The 20,462-nt window shown below is 50.7% G+C and carries 14 protein-coding genes; all 14 read left to right on the top strand.

What is annotated here, in order from left to right:
- The first annotated feature begins 50 nt into the window (after window positions 1-50).
- Window positions 51-398, top strand: coding sequence for a hypothetical protein (locus J7619_RS27715; RefSeq protein ID WP_291206886.1), 348 nt, complete (start codon window positions 51-53; stop codon window positions 396-398).
- A gap of 287 nt (window positions 399-685) precedes the next feature.
- Complete coding sequence (locus J7619_RS27720; protein WP_291206889.1) at window positions 686-3,691, top strand: hypothetical protein; 3,006 nt, start codon at window positions 686-688, stop codon at window positions 3,689-3,691.
- A gap of 30 nt (window positions 3,692-3,721) precedes the next feature.
- Complete coding sequence (locus J7619_RS27725; protein ID WP_291206892.1) at window positions 3,722-4,342, top strand: response regulator transcription factor; 621 nt, start codon at window positions 3,722-3,724, stop codon at window positions 4,340-4,342.
- A 60-nt stretch (window positions 4,343-4,402) separates the two neighbouring features.
- On the top strand, window positions 4,403-8,431 hold the full coding sequence (locus J7619_RS27730) for a choice-of-anchor Q domain-containing protein (protein ID WP_291206895.1): 4,029 nt from the start codon (window positions 4,403-4,405) through the stop codon (window positions 8,429-8,431).
- Window positions 8,432-8,537: 106 nt separating this feature from the next.
- Window positions 8,538-8,681: a hypothetical protein gene (locus J7619_RS27735; RefSeq protein WP_291206898.1), complete on the top strand. Its 144-nt coding sequence runs from the start codon at window positions 8,538-8,540 to the stop codon at window positions 8,679-8,681.
- 295 nt (window positions 8,682-8,976) lie between these two features.
- Window positions 8,977-10,035: an alpha/beta hydrolase-fold protein gene (locus J7619_RS27740; protein WP_291206901.1), complete on the top strand. Its 1,059-nt coding sequence runs from the start codon at window positions 8,977-8,979 to the stop codon at window positions 10,033-10,035.
- Window positions 10,036-10,332: 297 nt separating this feature from the next.
- Window positions 10,333-11,010, top strand: coding sequence for a response regulator transcription factor (locus J7619_RS27745; RefSeq protein WP_291206904.1), 678 nt, complete (start codon window positions 10,333-10,335; stop codon window positions 11,008-11,010).
- The gene (locus J7619_RS27750; protein WP_291206907.1) at window positions 11,007-12,287 is read left to right on the top strand and encodes a HAMP domain-containing sensor histidine kinase; all 1,281 of its coding nucleotides are present in this window, start codon (window positions 11,007-11,009) and stop codon (window positions 12,285-12,287) included. Before J7619_RS27745 ends, J7619_RS27750 begins: the two co-directional genes overlap by 4 nt.
- A 65-nt stretch (window positions 12,288-12,352) precedes the next feature.
- The gene (locus J7619_RS27755; RefSeq protein WP_291206910.1) at window positions 12,353-13,162 is read left to right on the top strand and encodes an HAEPLYID family protein; all 810 of its coding nucleotides are present in this window, start codon (window positions 12,353-12,355) and stop codon (window positions 13,160-13,162) included.
- A 236-nt stretch (window positions 13,163-13,398) separates the two neighbouring features.
- Complete coding sequence (locus tag J7619_RS27760; RefSeq protein ID WP_291206912.1) at window positions 13,399-14,160, top strand: SDR family oxidoreductase; 762 nt, start codon at window positions 13,399-13,401, stop codon at window positions 14,158-14,160.
- Window positions 14,161-14,187: 27 nt separating this feature from the next.
- Window positions 14,188-14,796, top strand: coding sequence for a TetR/AcrR family transcriptional regulator (locus J7619_RS27765; protein WP_291206915.1), 609 nt, complete (start codon window positions 14,188-14,190; stop codon window positions 14,794-14,796).
- 44 nt (window positions 14,797-14,840) lie between these two features.
- Window positions 14,841-16,211: a TolC family protein gene (locus tag J7619_RS27770; protein WP_291206918.1), complete on the top strand. Its 1,371-nt coding sequence runs from the start codon at window positions 14,841-14,843 to the stop codon at window positions 16,209-16,211.
- Window positions 16,212-16,222: 11 nt separating this feature from the next.
- A complete protein-coding gene (locus J7619_RS27775) occupies window positions 16,223-17,275 on the top strand; it encodes an efflux RND transporter periplasmic adaptor subunit (RefSeq protein ID WP_291206921.1) in 1,053 nt (350 codons plus the stop codon).
- 11 nt (window positions 17,276-17,286) lie between these two features.
- Window positions 17,287-20,337: an efflux RND transporter permease subunit gene (locus J7619_RS27780; RefSeq protein ID WP_291206924.1), complete on the top strand. Its 3,051-nt coding sequence runs from the start codon at window positions 17,287-17,289 to the stop codon at window positions 20,335-20,337.
- Window positions 20,338-20,462: the final 125 nt, after the last annotated feature.

The following is a 20,462-nucleotide window of genomic DNA, read 5'->3' on the forward strand; positions in this document are numbered from 1 at the left end:
ATTGGATCTCTACTGATATGTCGATAAATCTTCCAAAACCAGACCGGCTGATGAAAAGCCTTTTATTCACCGGTATATGCATGCTGAATTTCCTAAATTGTAAGGAAGATAAAATTAGTTCAGTAGCACTGGATTGTTATTCTGGGTACGAAGGGTTAACACGTGACGAATATGTAGTCGATGTTCCGGTAACAGTACAATTAAGCGGCGGATTAGCCAGCGGTAGCCAACTGATTGCGTCCAATGGCGTTGCTTGGGGCGGGTGCAATCTTCCGAAACAATTTATGCAAGATAGTTTAGCCATCTACGTGACGGGTTATTTTTTGGCTTCTAAGACCCTTGAAACAATGAATTTGACTCCTTTACCTTTTGTAGTTACTTCCGCAAAACTCAGATAATGGCGATCGATTTTCTAATCGCATTAATACCGCATCGAATGATTTAGTTGAGCAGGGATATTGTGGCCAATACAATCCGAAATGCCGGGGTCAGCCCAAATCAAAATGCGGTGGTCGGTAGCTTCGAATCCTCCCATTTGAAAAGATATTCTGACAAATATTTAAAAGTTACCGGATTTTCATAGATTAACTGTGGGTTACATTATACGCTCAATCATGCTATGAATACTTCCGGCGTAAAGTGGCTGCGTTCGGCTATTTTTTTTCTTGGATTATCGTTAGAAAGTTTGTTTAAACCGGCAGTCGCGCAGAACTACGTGATCACCAAACTCAAACTTTTTCCTGACCGGGATGAAGTGCTGATCAAAGATGTAGCTACGGATAGTAAAGGATTCGTATGGTTTCTGACCAACGGTGAAATATACCGGTACGACGGTTACCGATCGCTCGATATTTTAAAAACGATCGCAGACCAGGTTCATACGACGGACATGCCACAGCACATTCTCATCGATAAGCACGACAGGTTATGGATGACCGGCAACGCCAACCTCAGCTACCTTGATCTGAGGAACTGGAAGGTACATACGGTAGCGTCGTCCCTGCTGCCACCGGTTCAGGACCGCGTAGTATACTCGATTACCGAGCTGGCCGATTCGACCGTTGCCGTGGCCTACGAAAACGGGCATTTACTGCTGGTGAAAGGAAACCGGTTCTTCCGGGTAGACGATCTGTTTGAGCTAGGTAAAAAATCGAGCAATAAATTGTCTCCGAGGGGGATGACGGTCTGGAAAAATAAGATTTGGGTGGGTACGACTGGCGGCAGTCTGTTGTCTATCGACCCTGCCAGGGGTTACAGAACGCAAATCAGGAAATTGCCGGGAGAGGACAGTTATGTGAGAACGCTGATAGGCTGTTCGGATACGCTGTTTGTGGATGTTCCCGATGGTGTCAATATCCGGTTGGAGGAAGGTTTCGCCCGACAAATGCGGCCGCGGGGCTTTGAGCTGTCGGAGGACAAGTATTTTGTATTGAAAGAAGGAACGGACATGCACGTTTACGCCGAAGATGATGCTTTGTGCGTGATGGATCCTGCGTTAGGCTTGCGCCAGAGGCTGAAAATCCCGACCAAACGCAAGTTCAGGACCGTAGCCGCGGAGATCACCAGGAGTGAAATTTTGCTCGGAACAGAAGAGGGGATATTTGTGGCTTATCCTAAAACAAAAGGACTTTCGGAACTAAACATAGCCAATTCCGGGCCTAATACAAGCGTGCGGGGCATGCATGTTTACCCGGATGGCTCGCTCTTCTATGGCACGTATAGCGGGGCGGGGTATGTGGATGCTGGCGGAAAAGCTATTGCATTTCCCGAATTGAAGCATGCCTACACGATGTTCCCCATGAACGATAATGAGCTGCTGGTTGGCACAGAAGGCGGATTCCTGAAAGTATTCAACAGGCGGGAGCGGAGGATTGAACCTCTCCAATATAGCCTCGCTCCTAATGCGCGGGCGAAGTACATGGCGCACCTTCCGATTTACGTGATGTGCCTGGGTGAAACAGCGGACAATTTCCTGATAGGTGGAATGAACGGGCTCTGGCTGCTGAATAAAAAGAGCCGGCAACTCGACCGTTATGAACTTACCGGCGGCTCGCCCCATGCACTCGATCTGCAGATCAGGCATATACAACAGCTCTCCGGGGAACAGCTGCTGCTGAGCACCAACCTGGGGCTTTTTGAGTTAAAACAGGGAAGACTATTGAAAAAATACCCGAAGTCGGGGAATACCGGCGTTTACAAGGTGATCGCCGATGGTAATAAGCTATGGGTCGCTACGCAGGGGGCGGGGCTGGTAGTGATGGACAGCAATGGCCGCGCGTTACAGCAGTTGACTACTGAAAATGGTCTCAGCAACAATTTGGTTTACAGTTTGGAACGGGTAAGTGATGTGATGATCCTGGGTACTGCCGACGGGTTGAATCTTGTGGATGGACAGCAGCGTGTGCGGCGCATTGGTATGGCGGAGGGATTGAGTCAATCGGAATTCAATTCGGGTGCCTCCTTTGTGGATAAGACGCGGAAGCGCGTATATGTGGGAGGGTTAATGGGTTACACCGTTTTGAATATGAACCATAATTGGTTCGACAAAAATGACCAGCTCGATAGCTATGTGACCGAGATTCATACTTCCACCGGCAAAGCCGGGCAGAGAGTCAGGGATTATAGCTGGCCTTACCGCGGAGAGACGCAGCTATCGCTCGATCACAACCAAAGCCTGACCGCATTGTATGTAGGCACCCCCGGCAACTACCGTGCCAACAGCCAGGTGACATATGCGCTGAATGATGGCGACTGGGAGCCGCTCATACGCGGGCAGTTTATTTCGCTCATCGAGCCATCGCCAGGAACGTACAAACTTAATTTGCGAACCCGGAGCTTCGGTTTGGAAAGCAAACAGAATGTAGTGACGGTCATCAAAAAGCCACATTTTTCACAGACCTGGTGGTTCCGTGGATTACTCGGGCTGTGCGCAGTGGCTATCGTAGTGGCATGGTACCACAGCCGCATCGCGAAGATCCGCCGCGAGCAGGATATCCGTAACCGCATCGCAGCGGACCTGCATGATGAAGTGGGTAGTTCGCTGACGAGGATTTTTTTTCAGGCGAGTACGCTGGTTAGTAGTCCGGCGGCCGGCGATCCGGCGGCCGGCGATCCGGCGGCCGGCGATCCGGTGGCCGGCAGTCCGGTGGCCGCTGGTCGGTTAACTACCGGTGAACAGGAAGCAGCCGAGCGGCAAAGCAGGCAATTGGAGCTGATCGCCGACACGAGCAAACAGGCCCTTTTAACGATGAGTGACATGGTATGGTCTATCGACTCGCGGTTTGATACCATGAAAGATTTGGTGATCCGGATGAAGGATTATGTGTACAGGCTCAAAGAGGAACTGGAATTTAAATACCGGTTTGAGGAAGGCGCGGAGGTAGAATCGGGCAAAGTTTCCCAAGCCGTCCGGCAGAACCTTTTCCTTATTTTTAAGGAAGCCCTGATAAACGCCATCAAATATAGCGACGGGACTGAAATTCTGATTTCATTGCATGTTGAACCGGTTATCAGGTTGACTCTATCTAACGGCTACCTGCCAAAACCGGCCACTCCGGGTGGACGCCAGGGAGGGCGAGGGCTGGAAAATATGGAATTGCGCGCCGGAAAAATCGGGGGAAAGCTTTCGGTGAGTGATGCGGGAGGCATTTTTCGAATTGTTTTCGAGATACCACCCAAAAGGGGGATATAAACTGAAAGAGCCGTAGCCTAGATTTGTGTAATGATACGATTGGGCATTATTGAAGACGACGATGAGATCAGGCGTATGCTGGACCAGTACCTGGGGACCCAGCCGGGCATTATCGTTTTATTATCGGCGCCGTCGGTAGAGTCGTTTTTTGAACAATGGAACGATGCCATCTACCTGGATATCGTCTTGTCCGATATCGGCCTGCCGGGGGAGTCGGGCATCAAGGGCATTTCGCGTATTAAACGACGGGCTCCTAAATGCAGTGTGATGATGCTCACAGTGTACGACGATGCGAGCCGCATCTTCCAGGCATTGTGCAATGGCGCAACGGGTTATTTGCTGAAACAAACACCTTTACCGCAGATCAAAGAGGCGGTAACATCCTTGTATCAGGGCGGTGCGCCGATGTCGCCAGGTATAGCGCGGAAGGTGGTTGAGTATTTCAATCCCAAAAATGCAGGTCAGCTGTCGGACAACCTGACGCCCCGGGAATCACAAATCGTCCTGGCGATTGAAGAAGGCCTTACCAACAAGGAAGTGGCTATTCGAATGGACATTTCCCTGGAAACTGTAAAATATCACATTAAGAATATCTACGAAAAGCTTCAGGTAAACAGCCGCCACGCGCTCATTAGCCGCAAATACAAGTAAACCCACCCCCCCAAAAGAGGGATACCCTGGTAACCGCGAATTGATTCACTTTGCGATACTATGGAAAAACTTCTACAAATTATATCGATAGGCTGCGGTCGTTGGGTTAACGGTCACCGGGCCTTTTGGACTATGCTCGTGTGCTGGCACGGGATTGCTTTTCTTCATACAACTGCGTCAGGTCAGGGGATTTCGCCCGACGGCAACAACATTCTGTATGTCGATATCAATGTGAACACCGGAGCAGGCGGCTATACGGGTGCCGGGAATTCCTGGGCCAATGCAGTTCCGCAACTGGCAGATGCGCTCAAATGGGCCCGGGAAGAATATGCTGCCGGCGACCACGGTTGGAGCAGCGCGAACCCCCTTCGTATTTTCGTTGCCAAAGGGAAGTATCTGCCGGCATATCACTTAGACGACCGGTATTACACCACCAACGGCGGCAGAAACAATGGGTTCGTCATGGTGCGCGACGTACAGCTTTATGGCGGGTTTGACCCGGCTGCCGGAATTGAAGATCTCGACGATGCGCGTATACTTCCCAACGTAGCGACACCTGGCCAGGGTACCGTATTGAGCGGCGACCTGGCCGGAAATGATAGTCCCGACAATTTCGAAAATCATGCAGAAAATGTACGCCACGTGGTCCTGGCGGGAGGGACAGTCGGGGCGGGAAGCATCGATGGTTTTACGATTTCCGGCGGTAAGGCCGACGACAGTATGGCGGACATGCTTGCGGTAAACGGGCAGTTTGTTATGTCGTCGGCGGGTGGCGGAATGTATTTGGCGAACTCGTCCCTGTCGGTGAAAAATAACCTGTTTTACCGGAATATGGGAGTTTTGGGTGGAGGTGCGCTCGTTTTTGGTTCAGCTTCGGAGCCGGTGTTCTCGCATTGTACATTTCATTCAAATGCGGCTGAAACCGGTGGTGGTGCGGGCAATTTTACTGCGGCGCCCACCTTCAACGACTGTGCGTTTTCGGATAACACCTCATCTTCTTCCGGGGGAGGAGCGGGCAACGTTCAATCCAATTCCTCCTTTACGGATTGCAGGTTCACAGGCAATACGTCCGATGCAGGAGGTGGAATGGGAAACCAGGGAAGTAATCCGACCATCACCAATACCAACTTCATCGAAAACTCAGCCCGAAATGGCGGGGCCATGCTCAACGGCGGAGGATTGATCACGTTGAACGGATGCGAGTTTTTACGAAATTCGGTCGAGGCAGATGGCGGCGGGCTATTCAATGGGCAAACCCAGGTGTCTTTCTCAAAATGTATTTTCGAGGGGAACAGGGCCGATCAGCGGGGAGGGGCTATGCGAAACGACCGCGCTACCGTGGCGATCAGAAACAGCCGGATTACCGCTAACAACTCTATCCAGGGTGGCGGAATCATCAATGAAGGATGCCCCTCCATTTTGCTGGTCAATAGCATCGTGTCGGAAAATACGGCGCAAATGGCCGGAGGCATGATGAGCGGAGTGAGTGAGTCCGTTGTTGTAGCCAACTGCACATTCTGGGGGAACGTTTCCGAACAGTCGGGCGGCGGAGCTTTGTTGAATTTTCAGGCACCGCTGAGCTTAACTAATACGATTATCTGGGACAATGAGGCAATCGGGGCCGGCAATAGCGCCGAAGCGTCCATTTTCATCGCGGGGGATCAATTGCCGGTCGTTACGAACAGTCTGGTGGCTAACTGGGGCGGAAGCGACAACTGGAGCGACCTCCGAGGGGTAGATGGCGGTGGCAATATTGACATCGATCCCGCGTTCGCATCAGTTACCCCCACAGATGCGAACTTTCTGGATCTGACCGATTTAAGTCCCGCCCGCGATGCTGGGAGCAACAGTGCCTACACAACAGCGGGAGGAAATTTAGCTAATGACAAGGACTTCGCCGGTAGTCCGCGCTCCTTTGGCACGTCCGTCGATATGGGGGCCTATGAAAACCAGCATGCGCAGGCAGTGATGCGGGTCCTGTATGTCGATGCAGCAGCGGGGGACGATAGCGCTGACGGTATTTCCTGGCCAACGGCATTCAAAACCTTCTCCCATGCATTATCAGTCGCCAATGCGGATACTGATGTGGATACGATTCTGGTAGCAAAAGGTACTTATTATCCCACCGGCATTGCTTCGGGTACCAACCGGGCAGAGGCGTTTCATATCGGTCGGGGTGGCATTAAAATCTTTGGCGGATACGATGCCGGTACCGGCCAGCGAAACCTGGCCGCAAATCGCACGATATTGAGCGGAGGGATAGGCGATGCCGGTGCTCCGACAGATAATAGTTATCATGTAATGGTGATCGCCGGAATTCCGGCAGATTCGGATAGTATCGAGGTTAATGGCTTTGTGGTCACGGATAGCTATACCGATGGAGGTGGAAGCACCCGTTACAATGGCGTCGACGTGGCGCAGAACTACGGCGGCGGTATTTATACTAAACAAAATGGTTTGGGTTCGAAACTCCGGTTGGCCAATCTGATAATTCGGAATAACTACGCAAACTATGCCGCGGGGATCTTCAACGACGAACAGTCGTCGCCGTTGGTGGTCAACTGCCAGATAACCGGTAATGCCGCTGCCTACAACGGGGGCGGGATGCTTAACCGAAACGGCTCTTCGCCTCAGATTATCAACTGTACCATCGCCGGAAATGAGGCCGATGACGGTGCCGGGATATTCAATAACATCAATGCTTCGCCAAGTATTCACAATAGCATCGTTTACGGCAATCGCTCCGGCATCAGCAATTATGGTGGTAGCAATCCTACGCTGACTTACAGCCTGGTTCAGGGCCAGCCGGTCGGATCGGGCAACCTGCCGGGGGCGGCTATCCCTGGCTTTATAGCCCCGGCCGGATACGACCTCGCACCCACCAACGGAGGCGATTATCGTTTGCAGGCATGCAGCCCGGCATTGAACAAGGGCAATAATTCCCTATTTCCTGGAATTGCAACGCTTGACGCGAACGGCGACACACGAATAGCGCATCTGCTGGTCGATCTGGGCGCATTCGAGCACCAGGGAACACTTCCGACTGCGGCCGACGCGTTGGCTAAAAATGGTGACCAAAGCAGCAGGACTGTCACCGCGGTAACCGATTTCTGGGCCAATGATGAAGCCTGTCGGCTGGTTGCGCGGCTGGAACCTACTGGCAACACTCCGTTGTCGGGTAGTGTAACGGGCCGCGTAGACATTGATGCCGAAGTAGCTTTCCACAAGGGCTCACCCTACGTCCAGAGACATTACCTCTTCAATGGGCCCGCCGGTGGGTCGGCCAGGATGACGCTCTATTTTACGCAAGCCGAGTTTGATCGTTTCAATCTGGAACTCCCTTCTGGCCCGCTCCCAGGCAATGCCACCGATGAGGTGCACAAAAGTAATCTTCGCGTGTTCCAATATGAGGGCACGGCGGGAAGCAAGCCGGGCGATTTTCAGGGTGCTCCATCGGTAATTGACCCGGACGACGCCAATATCCGCTGGCATGAGGCGTTGCAGCGTTGGGAGGTCAGTTTCACGATTGAAGGTTTCAGCGGTTTTTTCATCGGATCGATAGCCAGCCCGCTGCCTGTGAAGCTGGTATCGTTTGCCGGGGCGGCGGATCCGGAGAATGCTGTCACGCTGGACTGGCGGGTAGTTGAGCAGGAGAATATTACAGCCTATGGCATTCAGTACAGTACGAACAGCCGCGATTTTCAACACGCCGGAACGGTGCCAGCTACCCAGGCATCCGAGGCCAGCTATACTTTCCGTCATCATCCGCCACTGAGCAGCGCACAACTTTACTACCGTTTGCTGATCTCGGAAGGGGACGGTAGTCAGAGTTTTAGCAAGATAATTAGTTTAAAAATTCAGGATTTGGAGCACGCGTTCGTCTATCCCAACCCGGCCAGCGAGGGCTTCCGGATCAAAAGGCGGGGAGTTGCGGGTACCACGGCGAGCCTGGTTAACATGGGCGGGATAAATCTGAAAACATGGAGATTCAGGTCCGACGAGGAATATCTGGATGTCCGGTCGCTGCCTGCAGGCGTTTATTTTATCCGGTTCAACGACGGAACTTATATGAAAGTGGTCAAAAATTAACCGAATTGGCGTTTAGCAACTTTTATAACTGCAATAAGCAGAATTTCTGCCAGATCGATCCCGACCACTTTGGCGCCGGATTTAATGAAGATGTGCTACTTCCCCAATGTATTCGAGGGCAAGCGTGAAGATTTTGCAATGCATCCCGCCGCCGGACGCGACGGCTTTCAAGCCCGCCGAAAGCTGGAACACTGGTAAAATCGTGGTGGTGGATCCCGGAACTGCGCCAAAAATGGATCGCGAGCAATAGCGGACTAGCCTGTCCGATTTCGAACAAGCAGGGAAAGGAAAAAGAGGCTTTTCGAGCGAAATGAGGTATTTTTTAGAGCGGGTACAATTGTTTCGCTTCCATTCAACAAATGAAGGGGGCATTTTCGGCCCGCCTGATGAGACGACGGCAAATCAGAACTATCAGAATATGCTCCTCAATTATACCATTAAGTTGCTAATGGTGCTGTTGTGGATCGGCGTGAAAACCATTGCTACTGCATTGCTCGACCCCGTCAAATCGCTCAGAAGCGAGTGAGTGTCAAAATCTGTGAACCGTGCAAAAATATTTCTTCATTTTATTCCTGCTTATTGCCGCGCCGGCATTAGCACAGCCACGAGGCATTCCGCAACAGCCAATGTCGCTGTCGTATGGTAAAATGCTCGACTGGTATTCCCCAACTGTGGGGGATAGCTTTCGCACATATGTTTTTCTTCCGCCGGGATACGATAATTCCCTTGCTAGCTATCCTGTATTGTACCTCACAGATGGCGATTGGCTATTTACGAGCGCCGTAAGTGCGTTGGGTAACCTGAAACAGGATTACCAGGTGCATGAGCCGATCATCGTTGCGATCGGCTATGGCGACCGGGAGAACAAGCGTCATCGCGATCTCGATCCCGACCAGGGCGGTGCCGCGTTTCTGCGCGCGCTGAAAAAAGAGGTGATGCCATGGGTGCAGGAGCACTTCAGGGTGGATCAAGATCAACTGCTTTACGGATATTCGATGGGCGGAAAGTTTGCGACGTTCGCTTTATTCAGTGAGCCTACATTGTTTTCTTCGGTGATGATTGGTGCGCCAGCCGATGGAGGTACGCATATGCTGCCTACGGCAAGAAAATATGAACCGAATCTTCGAACGCTCCGCACAAAAGTTTTCATGGGTGCCGGATCGTATGAGCACGAGACGGTCGATCAAATCCGTCGCTTCCGGTTGTGGTGCGCACAGCACGTTCCCGGAGCGGCAATTACCACATATACGGCCCCGGAAATGAACCACGGTGCTGCTATTTCGGCAGTACTCCAGGAAGCGTTACGGGTAAACTTTGCGGTCTTGCAAAAGGAAATTGCCGTGCCGCCGTCAACTTTGAAACGCTACACTGGTGTGTACGTAAATAGAGCCGATTCTGCAATGTCCAGCAAAGTCTTTCTACGGGACGGACACCTTTATATTTCCCTGCACGGTTACGGCGATAGTTACGCGCTGCAACTGCACGCTACCTCACCGGGCACCTTTTTCCTTAAAGAATATGAGCAAAACAGTTATACCTTTTTTCCTGCGGGTTTGCGCATTCGTCTGAGCAACGGGAACACTCTTGAATTGAACAAGAGATAGTCTAGCCTTTTTATTAATCTAACCCACAAACCTTGCCATGAATAGGAGTCGGTCTATCCCATTCTCTCAGCCCAGTGAAGACCGGCAGGGCACCGAACTTGTTCTCGATAATCTTCTCCGCTCCGGCCCGGTTGTGTCATCTCGACCTACTGGTCCGATTAAAGCACTGATAATATTGGATATTATATGATGGCCTGGCAGATGTTCAGCATAATGTGATCCACGAATCTCCTTTCTTAATCCCGTGTAGGAGCCGGCCGCCCAATTGTTTCCAGTTTTTAGCAGTATTTTGCCACTATGAAAATACTGGTGGTAGAAGACGAAGAATCACTCGCCCAGGTCATATCGGAATCGCTTGTGATAGAAGGGTATTCGGTGGAGGCTGCGGACACCTTCGTCAGCGCAATGCAAAAGCTGCTGGCCAACGATTACGACTGTATCCTGCTGGATATCATGCTCCCGGGCGGTAGCGGACTGGATTTGCTGCGTGAGCTGAAATCACTCGGCAAATCGGATAATGTGATTATTATTTCGGCCAAGGATTCGGTCGACGACCGCGTGACCGGTCTTGATCTCGGCGCGGATGATTATCTACCCAAACCTTTTCACATGGCCGAACTGACGGCCCGCGTGAAGTCGGTGATCCGCAGAACAGCGATGCCGGACAGTCATTTGATCGTCGTCGGGAATGTGAGTCTCGCCCCTGAAGGCCGGACGTTATCTGTCAACGGGCAGTCGCTGGCCGTAAACCGGAAAGAGTTCGATATTCTCGCCTATCTGATCGCCAACCGTAACCGGCTCGTTAACAAGGCGTCGCTGGCAGAACATGTGTGGGGCGACCGCATCGATCAATCGGACGATTTTGAATTCATTTATTCCCAAATGAAAAACCTTCGTAAAAAGCTGAAAGACAACGGTGCAGACCTGGAAATTCAAGCGGTTTACGGGATCGGATATAAACTCGTTCAGGCATGAATCTGCTCAACCATACCCTTAAATACCTCGCTTTCGCATTGCTGGGCATTATCAGTGTGTGGGCCGTCATTTTCTATGTCAATATGCTCGATGAGGTGTACGACAGCCTGGACGATGGGCTGGACAACTATAAAATGCTGATTATCGAAAAGGCACACGCCGACCCTGCGACCCTGCGAAAAACCGAATTTGCAGAAGGGAACTACGAAATCAGGGAGATCGACCCGGGCCGCGCCAAGCACATGAAGGACGTGCACAAGGATACGCTCATGTACATGCCCTACGAGCAGGATATGGAGCCGGTGCGTATCCTGACGACGTCCTTTCATATCGACGACAAATACTACGAGCTGAAAATCATTTCATCGATGGTGGAGGAGGACGATCTTATCGAAGACCTTTTGTATGCGCTGATATGGCTCTATGTGGCGCTGGTCGTGAGCATTCTGGTGGTGAACAATCTGTTGCTGCGAAAGATCTGGAAGCCGTTTTACCATCTGGTAGGCCAGCTCAAAAGTTTCAGGCTGGGCAGGAACCAGCAGTTGAACCCGGCGGCTACGAATGTGAAAGAGTTCAAAGTCCTGAACGAATCCGTAGCAGCGCTCGTACAGCATGCGCTGGATACCTACAACAGTCAGAAACAGTTTATCGAAAATGCATCCCACGAGCTGCAAACGCCTGTTGCGATCAGTATCAACCGGTTGGAGCTGTTGGTCGAGAAGAGCGGAATGACGGAAGCGGATCTGGAAACGGTAGGAAATGTGATCCAGACGTTGGAAAGACTATCTCGCTTGAATAAGTCGCTTTTGCTGCTTTCCAAAATTGAAAACAGGCAGTTCGAAAAGGCCGAACCGGTCTCAATCAACAGCGTGGTGGCAGATTTGAAAGAGGAATTCGCGGATTTCGCGGCCTACAAATTGGTAGCGGTCAACGTTGCCGGGGATGCCAGCGTGGATGTGATTATGCAGAAAGACCTGACGGTGATCATGATTTCCAACCTGCTTAAAAACGCGATCGTGCATAACCATACGAACGGGTTTGTGCAACTCCTGCTAAGTGAAAACAGCCTCAGCATTGCCAATTCGGGTGCCAATGCGCCGCTCGACGGGCAGCGGATATTTCAGCGGTTTCATAAATCCGCAGCCGGTAACAGCCATACCGGGCTCGGCCTGGCGATTGTGAAGGCGATCGCAGACCTGTACGGATTTAAGGTCACTTATGCGTTTGACGGCCGGCACATCATGCACATCGATTTTCGGATGCAGCAAGATAACTAGGGGCCTGCTGCTTCCCAATTCCTTCCGGTTTTGACCTTTAACATTGTAATAAAAAAGTTAAAGGCATGAAAAAGATCATCAACACACTGCTGGTACTGCTGGCCGGAATCACGGCTTTTGCACAAACCGATTCGATTCAAAACCGGAAACCGCTCAAAATTCGCCATGCCGAACCGCTGTACATGGATCTGATCCGCGACCTGGGTGCGCGGAAAGGTGAAAAGGAATGGAATGTGGGTTATGGCCTCGAAGGACACAAAAAGTATACCGCCAGCCACGCATTTGTGGAATACGAATTTTCGCCCGTCAACCGCCTGGGGCTGGAAGCGGAAGTGCCGTTTGAGTTTTATACCGGCAGGATTGGAGAACAGGCGGGCGATGTCCCGCGCAACAGGCTGGAAGGATTGAAACTCGCCTCGCAATATACTTTCCTGGTTTCTCAAAGGCATCAGATGTCGATGGCGGCGGGTTATATGCATGAATTCCGCACGCATTCATTCTACTCGATCGATCACGGCCGCGGAATGCTGAAAGGCAGCACGGTGAGCCCGTTCTTCATTATCGCCAAGAAATGGGGACAGCGTATCCACAGTCTGCTCTATACCGGCCCGGAATGGGAATTCACCCCCGCCGAATCCCGCCGGCAGACATTCTGCCAGGTCAATGCGAGCATGCATTACGTGCTTCCATCGGGCAATTTCGTAGGGCTGGAAGTGAACGATGAGTTCTCTTCCGAAGGCCATAGCCCTGTTTTCCGACCGCAAATGAAGCTGGTGCTGAACCAGCGCCTTGCTCTGGGACTGCTCGCAGGCATCCCTGCCCGCGCGCGTGAGGGCGGCCTGAGCTTCATGGCGCGGCTGGTGTTTGAGCCATAACCGGGTGGATCGTTAACTCCGTATTCTTCGGGCCGGGGTGTAAACCATCCTGAAAAAATTATGATCCAACGAATGGTTCGATTTATGTGCGGGAAAGCAGTATTTGAAGTGTTTCGAACATTGTTTAGGGTTATATTATTAGCATATTAAACTCTGTTTGCAAGTAATTTCATTTTGTAATTTGTTTTATTGAACAGTGTTCAATAATTTTGCAATGAACTTTAAAAACAGTGTTCATGAAGAAGGCATTCATCACAGGTGCAAGTGGCGGGATCGGGCTCGAAGTAGCCCGGCAGCTTGCTGCCCGACAATACCAGATAACCATGGTAGCCCGCAACGAAAATAAGCTCAGGGAAGCTGTGAAGTCCCTGCCAGGGAGCGGCCATTTATTTTTGGCCGCCGATTTGACCGACGAACGGGATTTACAGATGGTCGCTGATCATTTGGCCACCTACAAGTACGATCTGCTGGTAAACAATGCAGGTGCAGGGATTTACGGTAGATTTACCGATATCAAACTCGATGACCACCTGGCGAATATGCATTTGAATATGGATGCGCTGGTAAGGCTGTCATACAGCTTTTTACAGCATGCTACCTCCGGGGATGCGCTGGTCAATGTGGGTTCTTTGCTGGCCCATTCTTCGCTGCCCGGCGGGTCGGTTTATGCGGCTACTAAGAGTTTTGTTGCTAACTTTTCCGAATCATTGTGGTATGAATATAAACGAAATGGCATTTTTGTGATGGGTTTTAACCCGGGCGCCGCCGACTCGGAATTTCATGCTCATGCCGGCCGGACAGCCGGTGATTTTCCCGAATTTGTGGTTTCCAAGGTCGCCGATGTGGCGCGGGAACTGGTCCAGGCGCTGGAAAACAGGCAAAAACCGCGTGTGATGCAAGGGTGGAAAAACCGTCTGATGATGTTTGGTTTTCGCTTCCTGAGCAGGAAGTCGGCAGTTAATATCATGGGGCAAATAAGCCCGGGAATGCGTAGTTAACATTATTGATCATATACATTATTGAATATGGGGATTGCAGAACGTAAACTGGAAGAAAAGCAAGAAATGCGTGACCGTATCTTAAACGGAGCGCGAAAGATATTTCTGGAAAAAGGTTATGAGCAGACCAGTATGCGCAATATCGCCAATGAGATCAATTACAGCCCCGGCTCGATATATTTTCACTTTAAGGACAAAGGCGAGATTTTTCATGAGCTTCATAAAGAAGGATTCAGGCTGCTGCTCACTCAGCTGAAAATATTGAATAAGGTGGCCGACCCTTTCGAACGTTTGAAGGCGGTTGGGCGCATTTTTATTCAGTTCGCGCAGGAAAATAAGGATTACTACAACCTGATGTTTATTGTCGAAGAGCCGGCGAAGTCACCTGGGGCGGGCGGATTCCAGATCGCTCAGGAGGCAATCAACCACTTGCTGGGCATCGTCAAGGAATGCCAGCAGAAAGGCAGGTTCAAAGACATGGACACGGAGTATTTTACGTTCATGGTCCTCTCTGCGATGCATGGTATCTGCGCGCTTTTCTGCAAGGACCGCGCCACGAACTTTGTAACCAAAACCAACGAAGAGCTCATGGAACATGGCTACGAATGTTTTGTAGCGCTGCTCGAAAAAGGCTAGTCCTTTTTTTGTCCTATTATTGAACAATGTTTAAAATTAAAACAATGATCAAATCAATTTCAAGATTATCGAAACCGGCCTGGCACTTGCTGATGGTATTGTCGATGGCAGGTGTTGATAACGCCAGGGCGCAAAGCAAGCTCGATGAATACATTCGGGAAGGGCTCTTATCGAACCAAAGCATCCGGCAGCAAAATTTTGTGCTTCAAAAAAATGTCGATGCTTTAATGGAAGCAAAAAGCATGTTTCTCCCGCAGGTATCGCTTTTAACAACCTATACCAAGGCGGACGGCGGACGTACGATCGATTTTCCGACCGGCGACCTGCTGAACGGGGCTTATGCGACGCTTAATCAGCTGACGGGGAGTAACGCATTCCCGCAATTGCAGAACCAACGGATACTGCTGAATCCCGATAATTTCTACGACGCCAAATTCCGCACGAGTCTTCCCATTCTCAATGCAGAGCTGATCTACAACAAACGGATCAAAACCCAACAGGTGGATCTTCAAAAAGCAGAGGTGATGCTCTATAAGCGCGAGCTGGTAAAGGAAATCAAGACGGCTTATTACAATTATCTGAAAGCAAACACGGCCATTGGTATCTATGAGTCCTCTCTGAGGCTTGTTCGGGAGGGCGAAAGGATCAATACCAAACTACACGACAACGACAAGGTAAACCGTACGGCAGTGATCCGGAGCCGGAACGAGGTGTCTAAAATCAATGCTTCACTTGTCTCGGCAAGGCAAACCGCAGCATCGGCACGTTACTACTTCAACTTCCTGCTTAACCGTCCGCTGACTGACAGCATAATGGTAGATCAGGTTACCGCATTGCCCGGGCAGGACGGGCTTCCCGGCGATGATGTCAGCGGCCGTGAAGAATTATCCAAGCTCGGTATTGCAAAAGATATCAACAGCAATCTCAACGGGCTTGCCAAAGCTTACATCATCCCGAAGGTAGGCACTTACCTGGATCTGGGCTCGCAGGCTTTTGACTGGAAGTTCAACAGGCACAGCCGGTACTATTTCCTGGGTGTCTCTTTGGAATGGAATCTCTTTTCCTTCGGCAAAAACACTTATAGAATCAAACAGACGCTATCCGACCGCGACGCGATCGCCGCGCAGACCGACTACGTGCGCCAGCAGCTGCTGACGGAGCTCGCGGTCAAGCAGGCAGGTATGCAAGGTACAATTGCCGAATACCATGCCGCAGAGTCACAGTTGAACACCAGCAAGACCTACTACCAGGACATGGTCAGGCTGTATACGGAAGGTGCAGCTATCTACATAGAGCTGCTTGATGCGCAAAACCAATGGATCGATGCCCAGCTGCACGCCAATATTGCCCTTTATGACGCATGGATCGCCAACGCGGCCATTGAACGGGCCAATGCCAGCTTCAACATTCAATAATCAGAAACATCATGAAAAGAAATCGTATACTCAGCATCGTGATCGCGACTGCATCGCTGCTGACCAGCTGCAAACCAACCCATAAGCAGCAAAATCCAATGGGTGAACCGGACGTCATTGCCGTTAAGACCTCTGCCGTATCTGTTTTAACGGTACCCGACCATATCCATGCCACCGGCCTTGTAAGTACAGAAGATGAAGCCAGGTATTCCTTCAAGATAGGTGGGGTGATCAGCCGCATTTTTGTAGATGAAGGGCAGTTCTTCAAAAAGGGCCAGCTACTGGCAACGCTCAATGCCACCGAAATATCGGCTGGCCTGGAACAAACCGATTTAAGCATGGAAAAGGCCCGGCGTGATTACGGCCGCGCGGTTAACCTTTACCGCGACAGCGTATATACTTTGGAACAATTACAGAATACCAAAACGGCCCTGGACATTGCTGTGAAGGCCCGGGAGGCCACCGCGTTCAATGAGCAGTATTCAAAGATATATGCGGCGTCCGACGGTTTTGTAACCCAAAAGATCGCCAGTGAAGGCGAGGTGGTTAGTGGCGGCATGCCGGTGCTGCTGATCAATTCAACCCGGCAGCACAACAGTTATGTCCTCAAAGTGGGCGTCACCGACCGTGAATGGGCTGTTATCAACCCCGGACAGCCGGCAACGGTAACCCTGGACGGTTACGGGAGCCAAAAATTTGACGCAGTGGTGTTCCGCAAGTCGCAATCCGCAGACACGCAGCTGGGCTCTTTTCAGATCGAATTGAAACTTTCTTTAAATAATGTAAGGCCTGCGGTAGGCATGTTTGGGAAAGCGGAAATCGCAACCCGGCAGCAAGACAGGCTAATGGTTATCCCATACGGATCATTGGTGGAGGCAGACGGCAACAAAGGTTTCGTGTTTACGCCGGTCGGGACCAATCGGGTTAAGAAAATACCGGTTACGATCCTTCGGTTCGACAACGAAAGGGTGTACCTGAAAGACAAGCTCGAAGGGATAAACGAAATAGTCATTTCCAACAGCGCCTATCTGAATGAGCAATCCGCTATCAAAATCATCCGGTAATACCCACAGCTATGAAAATCACAAATTTTTCTGTCAGAAACTATCAGTTCACGTTGATAATATTTCTTCTTGTCGCGGTAGTCGGTGTGCTTACGCTATTCACCATGCCGCGCTCGGAAGACCCGACCACGCATCCGCCGCAATATCTGATCACGGTCATTTATCCCGGTACCAGTCCCAAGGACATGGAAGAGCAGGTAGTAAAGCCCATTGAAAACAAAATCTATGGACTTGAAAATATTGAAAAGATACTGACCACCGTAGAGGACGGGGTGGCGGTGATCCAGCCTAAGTTCAAATACGGCGTGGATGTGGACAACAAGTATCAGGAGATTTCGACGGAAATCAATGCTTTGAAGAACAGCGAGCTTCCCAAAGACATTTACCTGATCAAAACGGAAAAGATATCTTCTGCCGATGTAAAGATTTTGCAAATCGCCCTGGTGTCCGACAATGCCTCGGGGAAACTGCTGAGGGACAAAGCCGATATGCTTAAGACCCGTCTGGAGAAAATCACCAACCTGAAAGAGGTGAGGTATTTCGGCATGCCCGAGCAGCAGATCCGCATCGACATGCACCTGGATAAGCTGGCTCAGCAAAAAATACCGCTGAATGTCGTCATAGGCAGCCTCCAAAGCGAAGCGGCGGATATCCCGGGAGGCAGCATTAACCTGGAAAGCAAGATCTTCAACGTAAAGACGAGCGGCAAGTTCAAGACCGTCGACGATGTAGCCAATACCGTTATTTATAATGCAGGCGGCAAGATCGTATACCTGAGCGATGTGGCCGATGTGAGCTACAAGGACGGCACGGTCGATCACATTACCCGTTTGAACGGGCACCGCAGCGTACTGGTCACCGCGGCGATGAAAGATAACGTCAATATTGCGGCGGTGCAGCAGGAGTTCCTTCCGGTGCTCGAAGCATTTTCCAAAGAGCTTCCGGGTAATATCCGCTTGGTCAAGAACTTCGATCAGGCCAACATGGTCTCGCAGCGCCTGGGGCATCTGGGTTTTGATTTCGCGCTGGCCATTTTACTGGTGGTCATTACCCTTTTGCCTCTGGGTTTCAGGGCATCGCTGATCGTAATGATCTCGATTCCTCTTTCGTTGGCGTTGGGTCTTATCGCCTTAAATGCCCTGGGGTACTCTTTAAACCAGCTAAGTATCGTCGGGTTGGTTGTGGCGTTGGGCTTGTTGGTCGATGACAGTATTGTGGTGGTGGAAAACATAGAAAGGTGGCTCAGGGAGGGGCACTCGCGAAAAGATGCCATTCTAAAAGGGACGAAGCAGATCGGGGTTGCGGTGGTGGGATGTACGGCCACTTTGGTCATTGCATTTTTACCGCTGGCTTTTTTGCCTGACGTGGCCGGAGAATTCATCCGCAGCCTGCCGGTAGCGATCATGACCAGCGTTCTGGCTTCTATGATCGTGGCATTAACGCTGGTACCATTTCTGGGAAGCCGGATGTTGAAAACGCACACGCACGGAGAGGGCAATGTGTTTTTGAAGTATCTGCAAAAATTCCTGACCTGTGCTTACAGCCGCGTCATGCCTTTGGCTTTAAAGTGGCCCAAAACCACAGTCGCGTTATCGCTGGCTTTAAGCGGACTTGCTTTTTTTCTGTTCACCGTAACCGGGTTCAAGCTTTTTCCTACGTCTGAAAAGCCGATGTTTCTTATCAACATCAAAATGCCTTTACAGGCCGACATCCCCGAGAGCGACCGCGTAACCAGGCTTGTAGAGCATGAATTGAAAAAACACAAAGAGATCGTCTATTATACAGCCAATGTGGCCAAAGGCAATCCACAGGTCTATTATAACGTACACCAGCAGGATGTAAAGCCGGATTTCGGACAGGTATTTGTGCAGCTGGATGACGAGGCCAGTCCCGGTGAAAAAACGGCGCTGATCAAAAAGCTTAGAGCGAAGTTCAAAGATTTTCCGTTTGCAAGAATTGAAGTAAAAGATTTCGAGCAGGGAACGCCTATCGAGGCCAATATCGTCGTCAGGCTTTTTGGCGAAGATCAGCAAAAGCTCCGGGAGCTCTCTTTCAAGGTGGAAGAGCTGCTTAAAAAACATCCCGGGACCTTTTATGTCAACAACGAGTTGAATACCTACAAGTCGGACCTGAAAATAAGGATCGACAAGGAAAAGGCCCGGACCCTGGGTGTGCTTACCAGTGATGTGGACAGGGTGATCCGGATGGCCGTGGCGGGACTCACCGTGGGGGATTATATCGACGACCGGGGCGATTCCCGCAGCGTTGTGATCACCCTTCCCAGGGATAAGTTCACGAATCTGGATGCATTTAAGAATTTGTATGTTAATAACCTTCAAGGCAAACCAGTCCTTGTCGACCAGATCGCAACGATCGAATTTGAAACTTCACCGACTGCAATTAACCATTTTAATAAATCACGTTTTGCGAAAGTGACCTCGCTGGTCAAAGAAGGTGTGCTGGCTAACGACGTTTTGAAAGAAATCGTACCTCAGCTGGACAAGCTGAAAATGCCGCCGGGTTATTATTACAAGCTGTCGGGGGAAGCGGAATCCGAAGGCGACGCGCTGGGCGGCAACTTCCTGTCGGTGATCCTGCTCAGCGGCTTTTTGTTTGTGGGTGTGCTATTGCTGCAATTCAAAACTTTCAAGGGTATTATCATCGTATTATCGATTATACCCTTGGGGATACTTGGCGGGGTGGTATTTCTGCTGCTGACAGGCAGCCCTATGTCACTGGTCTCTATTATTGGTTTTATCGGTCTGTCGGGTATCCAGGTCAAAAACTCACTGCTACTCGTTGATTTTACCAACCAGCTGCGCGCGGAGGGATATAGTATAGAGGAAGCCATCAACATGGCCGGTGAAACGCGCTTTCTTCCCGTTGTGCTTACTTCTATCACGGCGATATGCGGACTACTGCCGATCGCGCTTAACCCTAATCCCCTTATTGCTCCACTGGCGGTTGTACTGATTGGCGGCCTGATTAGCTCCACAATACTTTCCCGGATCGTTACGCCGGTGATGTACAAGCTGATTCCGCCCAATATTGAAATGGACTGATAAGGCACATGTCAGGTTGTCCTCGTGCTTCAAATACGCTCACCGGATTTCGGATACAAATCTCCCGGATATGGTTAATCCTGCTGCACGCGACCTTCCTAGTTTTGCATTGGTTAAAACAAACA

The sequence above is a fragment of the Dyadobacter sp. genome, assembly GCF_017744695.1.
In the GTDB taxonomy this organism is placed as follows: Bacteria; Bacteroidota; Bacteroidia; order Cytophagales; family Spirosomataceae; genus Dyadobacter.

Coding starts and splice junctions, on each gene's coding strand:
- J7619_RS27715 (WP_291206886.1), top strand. CDS start 51: ATGAAAAGCCTTTTATTCACCGGTATATGCATGCTGAATTTCCTAAAT.
- J7619_RS27725 (WP_291206892.1), top strand. CDS start 3,722: ATGATACGATTGGGCATTATTGAAGACGACGATGAGATCAGGCGTATG.
- J7619_RS27730 (WP_291206895.1), top strand. CDS start 4,403: ATGGAAAAACTTCTACAAATTATATCGATAGGCTGCGGTCGTTGGGTT.
- J7619_RS27735 (WP_291206898.1), top strand. CDS start 8,538: ATGTATTCGAGGGCAAGCGTGAAGATTTTGCAATGCATCCCGCCGCCG.
- J7619_RS27745 (WP_291206904.1), top strand. CDS start 10,333: ATGAAAATACTGGTGGTAGAAGACGAAGAATCACTCGCCCAGGTCATA.
- J7619_RS27750 (WP_291206907.1), top strand. CDS start 11,007: ATGAATCTGCTCAACCATACCCTTAAATACCTCGCTTTCGCATTGCTG.
- J7619_RS27755 (WP_291206910.1), top strand. CDS start 12,353: ATGAAAAAGATCATCAACACACTGCTGGTACTGCTGGCCGGAATCACG.
- J7619_RS27760 (WP_291206912.1), top strand. CDS start 13,399: ATGAAGAAGGCATTCATCACAGGTGCAAGTGGCGGGATCGGGCTCGAA.
- J7619_RS27765 (WP_291206915.1), top strand. CDS start 14,188: ATGGGGATTGCAGAACGTAAACTGGAAGAAAAGCAAGAAATGCGTGAC.
- J7619_RS27770 (WP_291206918.1), top strand. CDS start 14,841: ATGATCAAATCAATTTCAAGATTATCGAAACCGGCCTGGCACTTGCTG.
- J7619_RS27775 (WP_291206921.1), top strand. CDS start 16,223: ATGAAAAGAAATCGTATACTCAGCATCGTGATCGCGACTGCATCGCTG.
- J7619_RS27780 (WP_291206924.1), top strand. CDS start 17,287: ATGAAAATCACAAATTTTTCTGTCAGAAACTATCAGTTCACGTTGATA.